Origin of the sequence: Streptomyces sp. NPDC049837 (assembly GCF_040674455.1) — a bacterium.
Taxonomy (GTDB): domain Bacteria; phylum Actinomycetota; class Actinomycetes; order Streptomycetales; family Streptomycetaceae; genus Streptomyces.
The window spans coordinates 699,437-715,649 of the sequence record NZ_JBFAMP010000001.1 but is presented as its reverse complement, the minus strand read 5'-3'; the positions used below and the strand labels follow the sequence as shown (position 1 = coordinate 715,649).

Annotated in this window: 14 protein-coding genes and 1 pseudogene; 7 read left to right on the top strand and 8 right to left on the bottom strand. The window is 72.8% G+C overall.

Annotated elements, in window-relative coordinates; genetic code table 11:
• Positions 1-381: 381 nt before the first annotated feature.
• The 3 genes from AB0J57_RS03255 to AB0J57_RS03245 form a co-directional block, all read right to left on the bottom strand.
• Entirely contained in the window at positions 382-2,793 is a 2,412-nt protein-coding gene (locus tag AB0J57_RS03255) for a Tex family protein (RefSeq protein WP_366126184.1), read from the bottom strand.
• An 85-nt stretch (positions 2,794-2,878) separates the two neighbouring features.
• Positions 2,879-3,010, bottom strand: coding sequence for an LPFR motif small protein (locus AB0J57_RS03250; RefSeq protein WP_260604312.1), 132 nt, complete (start codon positions 3,008-3,010; stop codon positions 2,879-2,881).
• A 75-nt stretch (positions 3,011-3,085) separates the two neighbouring features.
• On the bottom strand, positions 3,086-3,949 hold the full coding sequence (locus AB0J57_RS03245) for a hypothetical protein (protein WP_366126183.1): 864 nt from the start codon (positions 3,947-3,949) through the stop codon (positions 3,086-3,088).
• A gap of 112 nt (positions 3,950-4,061) precedes the next feature.
• Between AB0J57_RS03245 and AB0J57_RS03240 the strand changes: the two genes are divergently transcribed.
• Both AB0J57_RS03240 and AB0J57_RS03235 read left to right on the top strand, forming a co-directional pair.
• Positions 4,062-5,036 carry a GlxA family transcriptional regulator gene (locus tag AB0J57_RS03240; RefSeq protein ID WP_366126182.1) on the top strand — a complete coding sequence of 325 codons (975 nt, stop codon included), beginning with the start codon at positions 4,062-4,064 and terminating at the stop codon, positions 5,034-5,036.
• Between the two features lie 13 nt (positions 5,037-5,049).
• Entirely contained in the window at positions 5,050-5,673 is a 624-nt protein-coding gene (locus AB0J57_RS03235) for a DJ-1/PfpI family protein (protein WP_366126181.1), read from the top strand.
• 5 nt (positions 5,674-5,678) lie between these two features.
• On the opposite strand, the gene AB0J57_RS03230 is transcribed toward AB0J57_RS03235, so the two are convergent.
• On the bottom strand, positions 5,679-6,425 hold the full coding sequence (locus AB0J57_RS03230; RefSeq protein WP_366126180.1) for an enoyl-CoA hydratase/isomerase family protein: 747 nt from the start codon (positions 6,423-6,425) through the stop codon (positions 5,679-5,681).
• A gap of 176 nt (positions 6,426-6,601) precedes the next feature.
• Here AB0J57_RS03230 and AB0J57_RS03225 point away from each other — a divergent pair.
• Positions 6,602-7,042 (top strand): annotated as a pseudogene (locus tag AB0J57_RS03225) (ATP-binding protein); the annotation flags it as partial.
• 313 nt (positions 7,043-7,355) lie between these two features.
• Here the strand turns inward: AB0J57_RS03225 and idi are convergent.
• The 4 genes from idi to galE form a co-directional block, all read right to left on the bottom strand.
• Positions 7,356-7,949, bottom strand: coding sequence for an isopentenyl-diphosphate Delta-isomerase (gene idi, locus AB0J57_RS03220; protein WP_366126179.1), 594 nt, complete (start codon positions 7,947-7,949; stop codon positions 7,356-7,358).
• A gap of 101 nt (positions 7,950-8,050) precedes the next feature.
• Entirely contained in the window at positions 8,051-9,307 is a 1,257-nt protein-coding gene (locus AB0J57_RS03215) for a bifunctional class I SAM-dependent methyltransferase/N-acetyltransferase (RefSeq protein ID WP_366126178.1), read from the bottom strand.
• A 149-nt stretch (positions 9,308-9,456) separates the two neighbouring features.
• A complete protein-coding gene (locus AB0J57_RS03210) occupies positions 9,457-10,404 on the bottom strand; it encodes a cation diffusion facilitator family transporter (RefSeq protein ID WP_366126177.1) in 948 nt (315 codons plus the stop codon).
• A 131-nt stretch (positions 10,405-10,535) separates the two neighbouring features.
• The gene (gene galE / locus AB0J57_RS03205; RefSeq protein WP_366126176.1) at positions 10,536-11,525 is read right to left on the bottom strand and encodes a UDP-glucose 4-epimerase GalE; all 990 of its coding nucleotides are present in this window, start codon (positions 11,523-11,525) and stop codon (positions 10,536-10,538) included.
• A gap of 214 nt (positions 11,526-11,739) precedes the next feature.
• Between galE and AB0J57_RS03200 the strand changes: the two genes are divergently transcribed.
• Genes AB0J57_RS03200 through AB0J57_RS03185 form a run of 4 tightly spaced genes read left to right on the top strand, consistent with a single transcriptional unit; the run spans position 11,740 to position 16,196 of the window.
• Positions 11,740-13,656 carry a DUF5941 domain-containing protein gene (locus AB0J57_RS03200; RefSeq protein ID WP_366126463.1) on the top strand — a complete coding sequence of 639 codons (1,917 nt, stop codon included), beginning with the start codon at positions 11,740-11,742 and terminating at the stop codon, positions 13,654-13,656.
• Positions 13,653-14,390: a phosphocholine cytidylyltransferase family protein gene (locus tag AB0J57_RS03195; protein ID WP_366126175.1), complete on the top strand. Its 738-nt coding sequence runs from the start codon at positions 13,653-13,655 to the stop codon at positions 14,388-14,390. Before AB0J57_RS03200 ends, AB0J57_RS03195 begins: the two co-directional genes overlap by 4 nt.
• Positions 14,378-15,439: an iron-containing alcohol dehydrogenase family protein gene (locus tag AB0J57_RS03190; RefSeq protein ID WP_366126174.1), complete on the top strand. Its 1,062-nt coding sequence runs from the start codon at positions 14,378-14,380 to the stop codon at positions 15,437-15,439. Before AB0J57_RS03195 ends, AB0J57_RS03190 begins: the two co-directional genes overlap by 13 nt.
• Positions 15,417-16,196, top strand: a complete 780-nt coding sequence (locus AB0J57_RS03185) for a CDP-alcohol phosphatidyltransferase family protein (RefSeq protein WP_366126173.1) — start codon at positions 15,417-15,419, stop codon at positions 16,194-16,196. Before AB0J57_RS03190 ends, AB0J57_RS03185 begins: the two co-directional genes overlap by 23 nt.
• The last annotated feature ends 17 nt before the right edge of the window (positions 16,197-16,213 follow it).

The window sequence follows — 16,213 nt, the reverse complement described above, 5'->3', positions numbered from 1 at the left end:
GCTACCTGCTTGCTCTCTGCCAGACCTGATGCTGGAGATGATCACGCGTCCAGCGTAACAGGGCAGGCCTGGAGTGTCCTGTGATGAGGATTTTGAATACTGAACAACAGTGGCGAGGCGTCGTTCGGGCATCAAAAGGGCCTTAAAGAGCCGGAGTTCGGGGACGGTGACGACGTGCAGACCGCCGACACCGTTCGGAACAGGCTCTGAGGCCCTGGGGTTTACGTCCTCTCGTCCGGCAAAGCCCCCTCGGGCCTGGCGGCCCGGTTCCTCGGCGGCGGCACCGCCATCCTCGGTCCTGCGCTCCTTGCGCCGGGAGTCCACCGCACCGGGAAGGCGCGTTGCGGGGGCAGGCGTTCCCCTGCCCCCGTGCGTCACGCCTCAGCGGCGGCCCTTCCCGCCGCCGCTGCCACCGCCCAGCAGGCCCGCCTTGCGCAGGGCGTCCGCCATGGCGCTGTTGGCGGGTGCGGGGGCCTGCGACTGGCGCCCGCCGCCCCGTGAGCCGCCACCGCCGCCGCCACCGCGCCGGTCACCACGGCCACCGCCACCGCCACCGCTGCCCTGCCGCTGCTGCGGCGGCCGGCCGCCCCGTTCCCGCTTCGGCGACGCCCCGTCCGCGGCGGACGTCTCGTCGTCCAGCCGCAGGGTCAGCGAGATCCGCTTGCGCGGGATGTCGACGTCCAGCACCTTCACCTTCACCACGTCACCCGGCTTGACCACCTCGCGCGGGTCCTTGACGAAGTTCCGGGACATCGCCGACACGTGGACGAGCCCGTCCTGGTGCACACCGACGTCCACGAACGCGCCGAAGGCGGCCACGTTCGTGACGACGCCCTCCAGCACCATCCCGGACTCCAGGTCGCCGATCTTCTCGACGCCCTCCTTGAAGGTGGCCGTCTTGAACGCGGGCCGCGGGTCGCGCCCCGGCTTCTCCAGCTCGCGGAGGATGTCGGTGACGGTCGGCAGACCGAAGGTGTCGTCCACGAAGTCGTCCGGCCGCAGCGACCGCAGCACCGAGGTGTTGCCGATCAGCGACGCGACCTCGCCTCCCGTCGTCTTCACCATCCGCCGCACCACCGGATACGCCTCGGGGTGCACGCTGGAGGCGTCCAGCGGGTCGTCGCCGCCCCGGATGCGCAGGAAGCCCGCGCACTGCTCGTACGCCTTCGGGCCGAGCCGGGCCACGTCCTTGAGCGCCTTGCGCGACCGGAAGGGGCCGTTGGCGTCCCGGTGCGCCACGATGTTCTCCGCCAGGCCCGCGCCGATGCCGGACACGCGCGACAGCAGCGGCGCGGAGGCGGTGTTGACGTCCACCCCGACACCGTTCACACAGTCCTCGACGACCGCGTCCAGCGAGCGCGACAGCTTCACCTCGGACAGGTCGTGCTGGTACTGCCCGACGCCGATCGACTTCGGGTCGATCTTGACCAGTTCGGCGAGCGGGTCCTGGAGCCGGCGCGCGATCGAGACGGCACCGCGCAGCGAGACGTCGAGGTCCGGCAGTTCCTGCGAGGCGAACGCGGACGCCGAGTACACCGACGCGCCCGCCTCCGACACCATCACCTTGGTGAGCTTCAGCTCCGGGTGCCTGGCGATCAGCTCACCGGCGAGCTTGTCGGTCTCGCGCGAGGCGGTGCCGTTGCCGATGGCGACCAGCTCGACCGCGTGCTCCTTCGCCAGCCGCGCCAGGGTGGCCAGCGACTGGTCCCACTTGTTGGCCGGGACGTGCGGGTAGATCGTGTCGGTGGCGACGACCTTGCCGGTCGCGTCCACGACGGCGACCTTCACGCCCGTACGGAAACCGGGGTCGAGCCCCAGCGTCGCCCGCGTCCCGGCGGGCGCCGCGAGCAGCAGGTCGCGCAGGTTCGCGGCGAAGACCCGTACCGCCTCGTCCTCCGCCGCCGTCCGCAGCCGCAGCCGCAGGTCGATGCCCAGGTGGACGAGGACGCGGGTGCGCCACGCCCAGCGGACGGTCTCGCCCAGCCACTTGTCGCCGGGGCGGCCCTGCTGGGAGATCCCGAAGCGGGAGGCGATGATGCCCTCGTACGACGAAGGACCCTCGACCGGCTCCTCGGGCTCCAGGACGAGGTCCAGGACCTCCTCCTTCTCGCCGCGCAGCATCGCGAGGACCCGGTGCGAGGGCAGCTCGGTGAACGGCTCGGCGAAGTCGAAGTAGTCGGCGAACTTCGCGCCCGCCTCCTCCTTGCCCTCGCGGACCTTCGCGGCCAGCCGCCCGCGCGTCCACATCCGCTCGCGCAGCTCGCCGATCAGGTCGGCGTCCTCGGAGAACCGCTCGGTGAGGATGGCGCGGGCGCCCTCCAGCGCGGCGGCCGGGTCCGCGACGCCCTTGTCGGCGTCGACGAACGCGGCGGCCGCGGCGAGCGGCTCCACCGACGGGTCGCCCAGCAGCCCGTCCGCCAGCGGCTCCAGACCGGCCTCGCGGGCGATCTGCGCCTTGGTCCGCCGCTTGGGCTTGAACGGCAGGTAGATGTCCTCCAGCCGCGCCTTGGTGTCGGCGGCCCGGATGCGCGCCTCCAGCTCCTCGGTGAGCTTGCCCTGCTCGCGCACGGAGTCGAGGATGGCGGCCCGCCGGTCCTCCAGCTCCCGCAGATACCGCAGCCGCTCCTCGAGCGTGCGGAGCTGCGCGTCGTCGAGCATCTCGGTCGCTTCCTTGCGGTAGCGCGCGATGAACGGCACGGTCGACCCGCCGTCGAGCAGCTCGACGGCCGCCTTCACCTGCCGCTCCCGTACGCCGAGCTCCTCGGCGATCCTGCCTTCGATGGACGTCGTCACGGTGTCCCGACTCGCCTTCTCGTGCCTGCCAGCTTGAGGTTGCATTCTGCCGGGTCACCGTGCGACCTGTCCGCCTGCCCCGTCGTCAGGCGCGGCGCGCCCGCCCCCCGCCCCGCGACGCCCCGCCGAAGAGCCGCGCCAGCAGCCGGAACGGCAGCGTGACGACGGTGGCGACGGCCGAGCCGATCATGCGGAAGAAGTCGGCGATGGTACGCAAGGGGCACCTCCATGTGCTGTCGGTTGCCCCTTGCGGGTTGCCGCCGTGTATGCGGCGAAACGTTCCGGTGAGGCCTCAGCCCTTGCCGGCCAGGTCCTGCGGGAACGCGCCCGCCGCCACCGCCGCGCCCAGGAAGCCCCGCCCCAGTTCGGTGAGCCGCTCGACGCCGGCCGCGCCGAGGTGCTCGTAGGGGGCGGCGTCCAGCCGGTCCGTGTGGTCCTCCAGGTCGGCGCGCAGGGCAGCACCCGCCTCGGTCAACTCGCCCGCCGCGTCCAGCAGTCCGCGCCCGCGCAGCCGCTCGGCCGCCGCGTCCCAGTCGGCGCGCCGCCAGCCGCGCGTGGCGAGGATCCAGCGGGGCGCCATGCCCTTGCCGGTCGCCGTGTGGCTGACCAGCGCCTCCAGCGGGTCCAGCCCGGCGGACAGCAGCGCGACCAGGTGCCCGTCGCCCCGGTGCTCGCGCAGCAGCGTCGCCGCGTGCCAGTACGCCAGGTGCGGCTCCTCGGGCACCGGCAGGTCGGCGTGGGCGGCGTACAGCGGGCGGGCGTGCCGGGTGCACGCCTCGGCGGCCCGCAGGGCGAGCCGGGCGGCCTCGGCCATCTCCTCCGACGCGACCACCGCGTCACCGAGCAGGCGCCGCAGCGTGGCGTCGGCCGCCCGCAGCCGGGCGGCGAGCACCGCCTCGGGCGCGGCGGTGTCCCAGACGGCCGGCAGGTGGCGGGCGACGAGCTCGTGGTTGAAGTTGTAGAAGGACGCCGAGACGACCCCCGGCCCGACCGGGCCCATGGCGGCGGCGCGCCCGGCGAAGTACGCGGCGCCGGCGTCCGTGACGCCGAGCGCCGCCAGCTCCTTGGCGAAGTCCGGCGAGAAGTACACCGTCGAGTGCAGCGGGTTGATGGCGTTGTGGCAGCGGCGTCCGGCGCGCGGCGGCAGAGTCGTCATGGGCACAGGTTACCGACTGGTTGGTACGTGACCAGGGGCCGGGTCGCGGATGGCAGGAAAGGTGGGCTCTTCGTCATTGCGGCCGCCGGGCCCGCCCCGAAGGATGAAGGGCATGACGCAGCGACCCGTACTCGTCGTCCTCTTCGACGGCGTGCAGAGCCTGGACGTCACCGGACCGGTGGAGGTGTTCGCCGGGGCGGCCCACCTCAGCGGCGCCCCCGTCCCCTACCCGATCCGCACCGCCTCGCTCGACGGAGCGCCCGTACGCACCCAGAGCGGCCTGCGGCTCGCCGCCGACACCTCCCTCGCCGACGCCGAGCCGCCGCACACCCTCCTGGTCCCCGGCGGCGACGGCACCCGCGAACCCGACCCGCGCCTGGTCGACTGGCTCCGCGTCCACGCCCCGCGCGCCCAGCGCCTGGTCTCGGTGTGCACCGGCGCCGTCCTCCTCGCCGAGGCGGGCCTGCTGGACGGCCGGCGCGTCACCACGCACTGGGCGTTCTGCGACCACCTCGCCCGCACCCACCCGGCGGTGGAGGTCGACGCGGACCCGATCTTCGTACGGGACGGGAACCTCGCCACCTCCGCCGGGGTCACCGCGGGCATCGACCTCGCCCTCGCCCTGGTCGAGGAGGACCACGGCCGCGACGCGGCGCTCACCATCGCCCGCCACCTGGTGGTCTTCCTCCGCCGCCCGGGCAACCAGGCCCAGTTCAGCGCCCAGCTCGCCGCCCAGACCGCCCGGCGCGAGCCGCTGCGCGAGGTCCAGCAGTTCATCACCGAGCACCCGTCCGCCGACCTCTCGGTCGACGCCCTGGCCGCCCGCGCCCGCCTCTCACCGCGCCACTTCGCCCGCGCCTTCCAGGCCGAGACCGGCACGACACCCGGCCGGTACGTCGAGCGCGTCCGCCTCGAACACGCCCGCCGCCTCCTGGAGGACACCACCCGGGGCGTCCACGAGGTCGCCCGCGCGTCCGGCTACGGCACGCCGGAGGCGATGCGCCGCGCCTTCCTCAAGGCGCTCGGCACCCCGCCCGCCGAATACCGGCGCCGCTTCCACGCGCCGCCGCCCGTACCCACCCGCTGAAAGGACAGCACCCATGCAGATCGCCATCCTCCTCTACCCGGGCTTCACCACCCTCGACGCGGTCGGCCCCTTCGAGCTGATCAGCCACCTGCCCGGAGCCGAGACCGTCTTCGTCGCCAAGGAGGCCGGGCCGGTCCGCAACGACCAGGGCAACCTCGCCCTCGTCGCCGACCGCGCCCTCGCGGAGGTGCCGAGCCCGGACATCCTCCTCGTCCCCGGCGGACCCGAAACCCGCGAGGCCGTGAACGACCCGGAGCTGCTCGACTGGCTCCGCGCCGCCGACGCCACCAGCACCTGGACCACGTCCGTGTGCACCGGCTCCCTGCTCCTGGCGGCGGCGGGCCTCCTGAAGGGCCGGCGCGCCACCACCCACTGGCTGGCCATGGACGAACTGCGGGCCCTGGGCGCCGAACCCACCGGCGAACGCGTCGTCTTCGACGGCAAGTACGTCACCGCCGCCGGCGTCTCCTCCGGTATCGACATGGCGCTGCACCTGCTCGGCCGGATCGCGGGTGACGAAGTCGCCCAGACCGTCCAGCTCCTGACCGAGTACGACCCTCAGCCCCCGTACCACGCGGGATCGCCGGAGAAGGCACCCGCGGAGATCGTCGCCCACTGGCGTGACCAGGCCATCTGAGCGGGCTACACCTCGTACGTGAAGCGGGGGGCCCGCCGCTCCAGGAAGGCTGCGACGCCCTCCTCCCGCTCGCCGCTGCCGCGCGCCTGTCCGGCCCAGTACGCGTCCCGGTCGGTCCGGCCCGCCGCGAACTCCTTCGCCGCCGCCTGCGTCAGCCGCGAGCGTGAGACGAGGACGCGCGTGAACTCCGCCACCCGCTTGTCCAGTTCGCCCACCGGCAGCACCTCGTCCACCAGCCCGGTGCGCAGCGCGCGTTCCGTGTCGATCAACTCGCCGGAGAAGAGGAGGTACTTGGCGGCCGAAGGCCCCACCAGGGACACCAGCCGCCGGGTGGAGGACGAGGGGTAGACGATGCCCAGCTTCGCCGGCGTGATGCCGAACAGCGCGCCCTCCTCGGCGAACCGCAGGTCGCACGCGGCCGCGAGCTGACTGCCGCCGCCCACGCAGTGGCCGCGCACGGCGGCGAGCGTCGGCTTGGGGAAGCCGGCCAGCGCCTCCTCGGCCCGCACGGCGAGCGACTGCTGCTCGTCGTCCGGCTCGCGCAAGGCCGAGATGTCGGCCCCGGCGCAGAACGAGGCCCCCGCGCCGGTCAGCACCAGTGCCCGGACGCTCCGGTCGGCCGCCAGCGAGGCGAGCAGCTCCGGCAGCGCGCGCCACATGCCGGCCGTCATGGCGTTGCGCTTGGCGGGGTTGCTGATGACGACGGTGGCGACACCGTCCGTGACGGAATGCTCCAGCTCCGGCTGCTCCATGTGCCGGATGCTATCCGGAGACAATCCGGAACGGTCGAACACGTGACGCCGCAGTACGCGTACGGTCAGAAAGCGTCGATAGCTGCTGACTTCTGGTCAGTGGCCCGGACCGGGGCCATCCGGTACCAACACTCGATGATGTGGCGACAATGGAGCACGAGGGTGCAAACCGGACCGTGGAGAGTCGCGGGAGTGTCCCGGCCCGGCCCCCCTCGTACGAAGGGGTCTGGCGATTCACCGCTCCCGCGGTCGATGTCTCCGTACCGCAGGCCAGGCGTGCCGTACGGGACCTGCTGAAACGTCAAGGCGCGCCGGTCCACGACGACATCGGCCACGCGCTGCTGCTGATCGTGTCCGAGCTGGTGACCAATGCCGTGCGGCACGCGGCGCTGCTGTCGCCCGAGCTCGCGGTCGAGGTCGCGATCGGCGCGGAGTGGATCCGGGTGTCGGTGGAGGACAACCACCCGTACCGGCCCAAGGCGCTGGAGGCCGACTACGGCCGGACGGGCGGGCGCGGACTGCTGCTCGTGCGGGAGGTCACGCGCGAGGCGGGCGGGGAGTGCGACGTCGAGCACACCGCGAGCGGCGGCAAGATCATCTGGGCAGCCCTGCCGCTGAGACCCGGGGTGCCTCCCGGGGCGCCGACGCCGCCGACGCCGGTGGGCACGTCGGTACCGTCGGGTCCGCAGGCACCTCCGGTACCTCCGTCACCGGGCACCCCCGCCGTGCCCGCGGCGCCACCGGCACCATCGGCGCCACCCGTGCCCGCCGGCCCGGGCCTCGGTCCCGTGCCCGCCGGTCCTGTGCCCGCCGGTCCTGTGCCCGCTGGTCCCTTGCCCGCCGGGCCCCTGCCGGTACCGGCACCGGGGCCCGCCGCACCGCCGGTACCGTCCGGTCCCCCGGTGGCCGAGGGACCGGACGGGACGGCCGTCACCAGCCCCCGGTCTCCCCTGTCAGCTCCTTGATCGCCGGGCGCGCCGCGTCCAGCACGGTCATGAACCAGGCGGAGAACGGATCGGCGGCGTGCCGCTCGGTCAGCTCACGCGCCGTCACGAACGCCGTCTCCTCCACCTCCGCCGGATCCGGCCGCAGCGGAGCCTGCACCATCCCCACGAAGAGGTGGTTGTACTCCTGCTCGACCAGCCCCGACGCGGGGTCGGGATGGTTGTAGCGGACCGTGCCCGCCTCGGCGAGCAGCGAGGGCGACACACCCAGCTCCTCATGGACGCGCCGGGCGGCCGCCGCGAACGGCGCCTCACCCGGGTACGGATGCCCGCAGCACGTGTTCGACCAGACACCAGGGGAGTGGTACTTCCCCAGCGCCCGCCGCTGCAACAGCAGCCGCCCCTCCTCGTCGAAGAGGAACACCGAGAACGCCCGGTGCAGTTGCCCGGGCGCCTGGTGGGCGGCCAGCTTCTCCGCGGTGCCGATGGTGGTGCCGTTCTCGTCGACCAGTTCGAGCATGATCGACGGCGCGGTTCCGTTCGACGAGCTGTTCGCCGCGGTGGCTGGTGTGGTCGGCATAACCATCCTTCGCTTCGGTTCTCGGCCCTGTGGGGCACGCCTCAGTCTGCCGTACAAAAGCCGCTTGTCGGCACACGACGGCCCGCATCCGTTATGTCGGATCAGACGCCGAAGGCGGGTGGATAGTGGATCGTGCCCACCGGCACGTTCCCGCAACCGTCCAGGTCGAGCGCCATCATGGCCTCGTCCGGCACGTCGAAGGACGGCCTGATCCCGTACCGCGAAGCAGGCACGAAACCGAATGCCGGGTAGTACTCCGGATGACCGAGTACCAGCACCAACCGCTCCCCGCGCAGCCGCGCCGCGTCCAGCACCGCGCGCACCACCGCCCGCCCGGCGCCCTGCCGCTGGTACGCGGGCGCCACCGCGACCGGCGCCAGCGCGGCGGCCGGGGAACCACCGACCCGGCACCGGGTGACCAGCGCGTACGCGGCGACCGTGCCGTCGGGCCCCTCGGCGACGTACGACAGGCCCGGCAGCCAGGCCGACGGGTCCTCGCGGAGCCGGTCCACCAGCCGGGCCTCCGCGTCCGTCCCGAACGCGGCGGCGTTGACCGCCCGTACGGCGGCGACGTCCGCGTCCGTCTCCGGCCGCGTACGCCAGCGGGGGTCGGCCGGCCGCAGTACGTAGCCGGTGTACCCGTACTCCGTGCCGTGTTCGCGGCGCATGGCGATCTCCGCGCGCGTCGCGGCGAGCGCCTCCGCCATGCCGGGTGCGGCGGGGTCGGCCGCGTCGGCCCGCGCGGCGAGCGGCCCGTAGTAGGCGTCCCAGTCGCTCTCCGGCTGGTGGTACGTCCCGATCACGTGGTAGCCGGCCGCGACGGCCGCCGCCGTGTTCGCGTGGGTGGTGCGCAGCGCGTAGTGGTGGTCCCAGAAGGCCCGTGCCTCCGGGCCCGGCTCGTCGGTCGTCCACTCGCACTCGGTGACCACCAGCGTCCCGCCGGGGGAGAGGAGCCGGCGCCAGGAGTTCAGCGCGCGGTCGAAACCGATCGAGTACGCCGAGCTCTCCGCCCAGACGAGGTCGAACGACCCGTCGGGGTACGGCAACTCGGCCATGTCGGCCGTGACGGTACGGACGGAACCGGCGAGCCCGCGGGCGTCGGCGGCCTGCCGCAGCTCGGCCAGGAACGGCTCGTGCAGGTCGACCGCCGTCACCTCCGCGCCGCGCGCACCGGCCTCCGCGGCCAGCAGCAGCGCGGACCGGCCGGGGCCGCAGCCCAGGTCGAGCACGCGGGGCCGCTCGGGAAGCGGACCGGCGAGGGACAGCAGGTGACGGGTGGTGTCGTCGGAACCGGGGCCCTGCCGAGGCAGACCGTGGTGCAGGGCGAAGAAGGCGTCGTGCGGAGCATTGTCGGACAACGTGGGAAACCCTTTGTGTGAGCGGGCCCCGGCCGACGGTGAAATCAGGTCAGCCGAGAACCCGGAGGCTGAGGTTCAGGGTCGAGTGGGTGCTCACCACGACAGTCATCAACCTCAGCTCCTCTCACAGGCACGGAAGGGCCACGGTATCAGTGGCAGAGCTTCGCCTCGTGCGCGGCGTGACCGCTCGGCTCCAGTTGGAACGTGCAGTGCTCGACGTCGAAGTGGTCGCCCAGGCACCCCTGGAGCTCGTGCAGCAGCTTCTCGTGCCCCACCGAATCGAGGGCTTCCTGATGCACCACCACATGCGCCGACAGCACCGGCATGCCGGACGTGATGGTCCAGGCGTGCAGATCGTGGACGTCCTGCACACCCGGCAGGGCCAGTATGTGCGCCCGTACCTCCGCCATGTCCACGCCCTTGGGGGCCGCCTCCAGCAGCACGTCGAGCGTCTCGCGCAGCAGCTTCAGCGTGCGCGGGACGATCATCAGGCCGATCACCAGGGACGCGATCGGGTCCGCCGCCTGCCAGCCGGTCGCCAGGATGATCCCGGCCGAGACCAGCACCGTCACCGAACCCAGCGCGTCCGCGAGGACCTCCAGGTACGCGCCGCGCACGTTCAGGCTCTCCCGCTGGCCCCGCACGAGGATGGACAGCGAGACCATGTTGGCGAGCAGGCCGAACAGCGCGAACGCGATCGCCACCCCGCCCTTCGTCTCGGCCGGCGTGATGAACCGCTGCACCGCCTCGAACAGCAGGTAGCCGCCCACACCCAGCAGGAGCAGACAGTTCGCCAGCGCGGCCAGGATCTCGGCCCGCGCGAACCCGAACGTACGCCGCTGGTCGGCCGGGCGGCCGGCGAAGTGGATGGCCAGCAGCGCCATGGCGAGCCCGACGGCGTCGGTGGCCATGTGCGCGGCGTCCGCGATCAGCGCGAGGGAGTCGGCGAGGACACCGCCGACGATCTCGGCCACCATGACCGCGAGCGTGATCGCCAGCGCGATCCGCAGCCGCCCCTTGTACGCGGCGGCCGCGGTCCCCGTCGGCGGCGGGCCGCCGTGTGCGTGCCCGTGCCCGTGATCGTGCCCAGCCCCCATGAAACGCCTCCCGCTGATCGACGACACCGGCCAGTGAACTACGGGTGGGGGGTATCTGCAACCCGGCACTGAACACCGTTGTCATATGCTCTGACCTGCGGTTATGTCCGCTGGTCAGGGCGGTGCGGCGATCAGCGCCTACGGGCCTTGGCCCGCGCCTCGGGGTGGCGGAGGCACCAGCCCTCCCACGCCGACTCGACCATGTCGCGCACCCCGAGGGAGGCCGTCCAGCCCAGTTCCCCGGTGATCCGGTCCACCGACGCCACCGCCTTCGCCGCGTCGCCCGGCCGCCGCGCCTCGACCACCGGCTCGTGGCCGCTGCCGGTGACCTCGGCCACGAGGTCGGCCAGCTCCCGCACGGACACGCCCTCGCCACGGCCGATGTTCAGGGTCAGGTCGCCCTTCCGGCCGTCGAGGCGGCGGGCGACCGCGAGGTGGGCGTCGGCGATGTCCGCGACATGGATGTAGTCGCGGATGCAGGTGCCGTCCGGCGTCGGGTAGTCGTCACCGAAGATGCGCGGGGCCTCACCGCGTGTGATCCGGTCGAAGAACATCGGGATGATGTTGAACACGCCGGTGTCCGCCAGCTCGGGCCGCACGGCCCCGGCCACGTTGAAGTAACGGAGGCAGGCCGTCGCCATGCCGTGGGCACGGCCGGTCGCCCGGACCAGCCACTCGCCGGCCAGCTTGGTCTCCCCGTACGGATTGATCGGCACCGCCGGGGTGTCCTCGTCGATCAGCTCCACGTCCGGTACGCCGTAGACGGCGGCCGAGGAGGAGAACAGGAAACGGTCCACCCCGGCGGCGACCACGGCGTCCAGCAGCACGGTCAGCCCGTGCACGTTCTCCCGGTAGTAGCGCAGCGGCTGCTCGACCGACTCCCCGACCTGCTTCTTCGCCGCGAGATGCACCACACCGGTCACCCCGTGCCCGGCCAGCGTCCGGTCCACCAGCTCCCGGTCGCCCAGCGAGCCGCGCGCCAGCGGGATGTCCGCGGGCAGCCGCTCGGGGACGCCCGTCGAGACGTCGTCGAGGACGACGACCCGCTCGCCCGCCTCCGCCATGGCCCTGGCCACATGGGCGCCGATGTATCCCGTACCGCCTGTGATCAACCACGTCATGACGGCCACCCTATGCGTCGGCCACCCGCGGTTTGTGGGGCCGGGTGCCCATCGACGATGATGATCGCGTCCTGGCGGACGGCCGTCGGATGCCGGGAAACCTCAGTGAACTTCGGCTTCCGTTCATCCGATAGCCTCTGCCGACGTGCCGCCGCCCCCGACCGGGCCGAGCCGCCGTGCACCAGCCCCGTTCAGCTCCAAGGAGTGAGTTCGTCTGTCGACCGCCATCCTCACCGGTCCTCCGGTACCCGGATCGCCGCTCGAGGGCGATCTGCGGTCGCTGGGCTTCGACGTCCGGGTCGCCGCCGACGAGCGGGAGACCGCCGCGCTGCTCGCCGCCGCCCCGGCCGCCGAGCGCGTCGCGGTCGTCGACCCCCGCTTCGTGGGCCACGTCCACGCACTGCGCCTCGCCCTGACGGACCCCCGCTTCCCGGCCGCCACGGTCCCCGGCGCGCTCACGGCCCAGCCCGAGGCCCGCGCGGCCCTGACCCGCGCGCTCACGTCCCTGACGCCGCCCGCAGCCTCCGCGACCGGCGCGACCCCCGCAGCCGCCCCGGCGGGCGCCGGGACCGCCCCCGCGGCGGCCGCGCCTGACTCCGCCGCGCCCCCCGCGGCCTCCACCACGGCGCCCGCCCGCCCGGCCGCCGAGGAGGCGCGTACCCTCCCCGACCGCCTCGCCGACGCGCTGGCGGCCGACGGAGTCCAGGTGCACCGGCCCGAGCTGGGGTCGCTGGTCGCGGCCGTGCCCGTCGATCCGCAGAGCCGCAAGGAGACACGGGACGCCGTCGAGGCCGTCGACGACGAAGCCGTACGCCTCCGCTCCGCCGTGAAGGCGCGCGACGGATTCTTCACCACCTTCTTCATCAGCCCGTACTCGCGCTACATCGCCCGCTGGTGCGCCCGCCGGGGCCTCACCCCCAACCAGGTCACCACCGCCTCCCTCCTCACCGCGCTCGTCGCGGCCGGGTGCGCGGCGACCGGCACGCGCGGCGGGTTCGTCGCGGCCGGGCTGCTGCTCCTCTTCTCCTTCGTCCTGGACTGCACCGACGGGCAGCTCGCCCGCTACTCGCTCCAGTACTCGACGATGGGCGCCTGGCTGGACGCGACGTTCGACCGGGCCAAGGAGTACGCCTACTACGCCGGCCTCGCGCTCGGTGCCGCGCGCGGCGGCGACGACGTATGGGTGCTGGCCCTCGGCGCGATGGTCCTCCAGACCTGCCGCCACGTCGTGGACTTCTCGTTCAACGAGGCCAACCACGACGCCACCGCCAACACGAGCCCCACCGCCGCGCTCTCCGACAAGCTCGACGCCCGGGGCTGGACGGTCTGGGTGCGCCGGATGATAGTCCTGCCCATCGGTGAACGATGGGCCATGATCGCCGTGCTGACGGCGGTCGCCACCCCCCGTATCGTCTTCTGGGCCCTGCTCATCGGCTGCGCCTTCGCCGCCTGCTACACCACCGCCGGCCGCCTCCTGCGCTCCTTGACCCGCAAGGCCGCGCGCACGGACCGTGCCGCCCAGGCGCTGGCCGACCTCGCCGACTCCGGGCCGATCGCCGAACTGGCGGCGAAGTGGCGCGGCCGCGCCGGCCGGCTCTACCCGAACACGCCCGTCGTCGCGGCCCTGCTCGCCGCCGTGGTGCTGGGCAGCGCCCTCGCCTCGGGCAGCCCCGAGGGCGTCGTGGGCGCGGCCGTCGTCTACGCCCTGCTCGCGGGCCTCGCCGTCTCGCAGCCCCTCAAGGGCGCCCTCGACTGGCTCGTCCCGCCCGTCTTCCGGGCCGCCGAGTACGGCACGGTCCTCGTCCTGGCCGCCCGTTCCGAGGCCCCGGGAGCGCTTCCCGCCGCATTCGGCCTGGTAGCGGCCGTCGCCTACCATCACTACGACACGGTGTACCGCATCCGCGGCGGCACCGGCGCGCCGCCCGCGTGGCTGGTGCGGACGATCGGCGGGCACGAGGTCCGCACGCTCGTCGTGGTGGTCCTCGCCGCGACCCTGACGGCAGGCGACCACTTCACCCTCGCGCTCACCGCCCTCGCGGTGGCCGTCGCGCTGGTCGTGCTCGTGGAGTCCATCCGCTTCTGGGTGTCCTCCGGAGCACCCGCAGTACATGACGAAGGAGAACCCGCATGATCGGCCTCGTACTGGCAGCCGGTGCCGGACGGCGTCTGCGCCCCTACACCGACACGCTCCCGAAGGCCCTCGTGCCCGTGGACGGTGAGAAGACGGTCCTCGACCTCACCCTCGCCAACTTCGCCGCCGTCGGTCTCACCGAGGCCGCCATCGTCGTCGGCTACCGCAAGGAGGCCGTGTACGCGCGCAAGGCCGAGCTGGAGGCCACGTACGGCCTGAAGCTCACCCTCGTCGACAACGACAAGGCCGAGGAGTGGAACAACGCCTACTCCCTGTGGTGCGCCCGTGACGTCCTGAAGGAGGGCGTCATCCTCGCCAACGGCGACACCGTCCACCCGGTCTCCGTCGAGCACACCCTCCTCGCCGCCCGCGGGAACGGCCAGAAGATCATCCTCGCCCTCGACACGGTGAAGAACCTCGCCGACGAGGAGATGAAGGTCATCACCGCCGACGGCAAGGGCGTGCAGCGGATCACCAAGCTGATGGACCCGGCCACCGCCACCGGCGAGTACATCGGCGTCACCCTCATCGAGCCCGAGGCCGCCGCCGACCTCGCCGACGCGTTGAAGGCCACCTTCGAGCGCGACCCCGACCTCTACTACGAGGACGGCTACCAGGAGCTGGTCAACCGCGGCTTCCAGATCGACGTGGCGCCCATCGGCGACGTCAAGTGGGTCGAGATCGACAACCACGACGACCTCGCGAAGGGCCGTGAGATCGCGTGCCTGTACTGACCCGGCTCATCCCCTCACCCGTCGTCGTCGACATCAGTTGCGGGGCGATGGACGACCTGGCCGGCCTCCTGGTCGACCAGCGGATCTCCGCCTCCGGCAAGCTCGCCATGGCGATCAGCAACGGCTCGGGCCAGGCGCTGCGCGAGAAGCTCGCGCCGCTGCTGCCGGACGCCGACTGGTACGCCGTGGCGGACGGCAGCATCGACTCCGCCGTCCGCCTCGCCGACGCCATAAAGGGCAAGCGGTACGACGCGGTCGTCGGCCTCGGCGGCGGAAAGATCATCGACGTGGCCAAGTACGCCGCCGCGCGGGTCGGCGTGCCCATGGTCTCCGTGGCGACGAACCTCTCGCACGACGGCATCTGCTCGCCGATCTCGACGCTCGACAACGACAACGGGCGTGGCTCCTACGGAGTCCCCTCGCCGATCGCCATGGTCATCGACCTCGACGTGATCCGTGAGGCGCCGTCGCGGTTCGTCCGCTCCGGCATCGGCGAGGCGATCTCGAACATCTCGGCGATCGCGGACTGGGAGCTGTCCCACCGCACCACCGGCGAGCCCGTCGACGGCCTGGCGGCCGCCATGGCCCGAACGGCGGGCGAGTCCGTGCTCCGCCACCCCGGTGGCATCGCCGACGACGAGTTCCTCATCGTGCTCGCCGAGGCCCTGGTGCTCGGCGGCATCGCCATGTCGATCAGCGGTGACTCCCGCCCCTCGTCGGGCGCCTGCCACGAGATCTCCCACGCCTTCGACCTGCTCCACCCGGCGCGCTCCGCGCTCCACGGCGAGCAGGTCGGACTCGGCGCCGCCTTCGCGATGCACCTGCGCGGCGCCCACGAGCAGTCGGGGCTCTTCGCCGATGTGCTGCGCCGGCATGGCCTTCCGGTGCTGCCCGAAGAAATCGGGTTCTCCGCGGACGAGTTCGTCGCGGCCGTGGAGTACGCACCGCAGACCCGCCCCGGACGCTTCACCATCCTTGAGCACCTCGACCTGTCCACCGACCAGATCAGGGACGCGTACGCCGACTATGCCAAGACCATCCGTAGCTGAACTCCGTCCGGTCGTCCATCCGGCTGGAGTGAAGGACCGTCGAAGCGGTGAGCACTGGGGCGGCCGCCTCTACATGCGCGAGATCTCCCTGCGCATCACGCGCCTCCTGGTCGCCACCAAGGTCACCCCGAACCAGCTCACGTACGTGATGACCCTCGCGGGCGTCCTCGCCGCCCCGGCGCTGCTGATCCCGGGCATCCCCGGGGCGCTCCTCGGCGCGCTCATGGTCCAGCTCTACCTGCTGCTCGACTGCGTCGACGGCGAGGTGGCCCGCTGGAAGAAGCAGTTCTCGCTGGGCGGGGTCTACCTGGACCGCGTGGGCGCCTATCTGTGCGACGCGGCCGTGCTGGTCGGTTTCGGCCTGCGCGCCGCCGACCTGTGGGGCAGCGGGCGGATCGACTGGCTGTGGGCCTTCCTCGGTACCCTCGCCGCACTCGGCGCCATCCTGATCAAGGCCGAGACGGACCTGGTCGGCGTCGCCCGGCACCAGGGCGGCCTGCCACCGGTCAAGGAGTCGGCCGCCGAGCCGCGCTCGTCCGGTATGGCGCTGGCCCGCAAGGCCGCCGCCGCGCTGAAGTTCCACCGGCTCGTCCTCGGCATCGAGGCGTCGCTGCTCATCGTGGTCCTGGCGGTGCTGGACACGGTCCGGGGAGACCTGTACTTCTCCCGCCTCGGCGTCGCCGTCCTGGCCGGTATCGCGCTGCTCCAGACGGTGCTGCACCTGGTGTCGATCCTCGCCTCCAGCAGGCTGAAGTGAGGTGCCTGTGAGTACGC

Coding starts and splice junctions, on each gene's coding strand:
- AB0J57_RS03210 (WP_366126177.1), bottom strand. CDS start 10,404: ATGGGGGCTGGGCACGATCACGGGCACGGGCACGCACACGGCGGCCCG.
- galE (WP_366126176.1), bottom strand. CDS start 11,525: ATGACGTGGTTGATCACAGGCGGTACGGGATACATCGGCGCCCATGTG.
- AB0J57_RS03240 (WP_366126182.1), top strand. CDS start 4,062: ATGACGCAGCGACCCGTACTCGTCGTCCTCTTCGACGGCGTGCAGAGC.
- AB0J57_RS03245 (WP_366126183.1), bottom strand. CDS start 3,949: ATGACGACTCTGCCGCCGCGCGCCGGACGCCGCTGCCACAACGCCATC.
- idi (WP_366126179.1), bottom strand. CDS start 7,949: ATGCCGACCACACCAGCCACCGCGGCGAACAGCTCGTCGAACGGAACC.
- AB0J57_RS03195 (WP_366126175.1), top strand. CDS start 13,653: ATGATCGGCCTCGTACTGGCAGCCGGTGCCGGACGGCGTCTGCGCCCC.
- AB0J57_RS03235 (WP_366126181.1), top strand. CDS start 5,050: ATGCAGATCGCCATCCTCCTCTACCCGGGCTTCACCACCCTCGACGCG.
- AB0J57_RS03185 (WP_366126173.1), top strand. CDS start 15,417: ATGCCAAGACCATCCGTAGCTGAACTCCGTCCGGTCGTCCATCCGGCT.
- AB0J57_RS03230 (WP_366126180.1), bottom strand. CDS start 6,425: ATGGAGCAGCCGGAGCTGGAGCATTCCGTCACGGACGGTGTCGCCACC.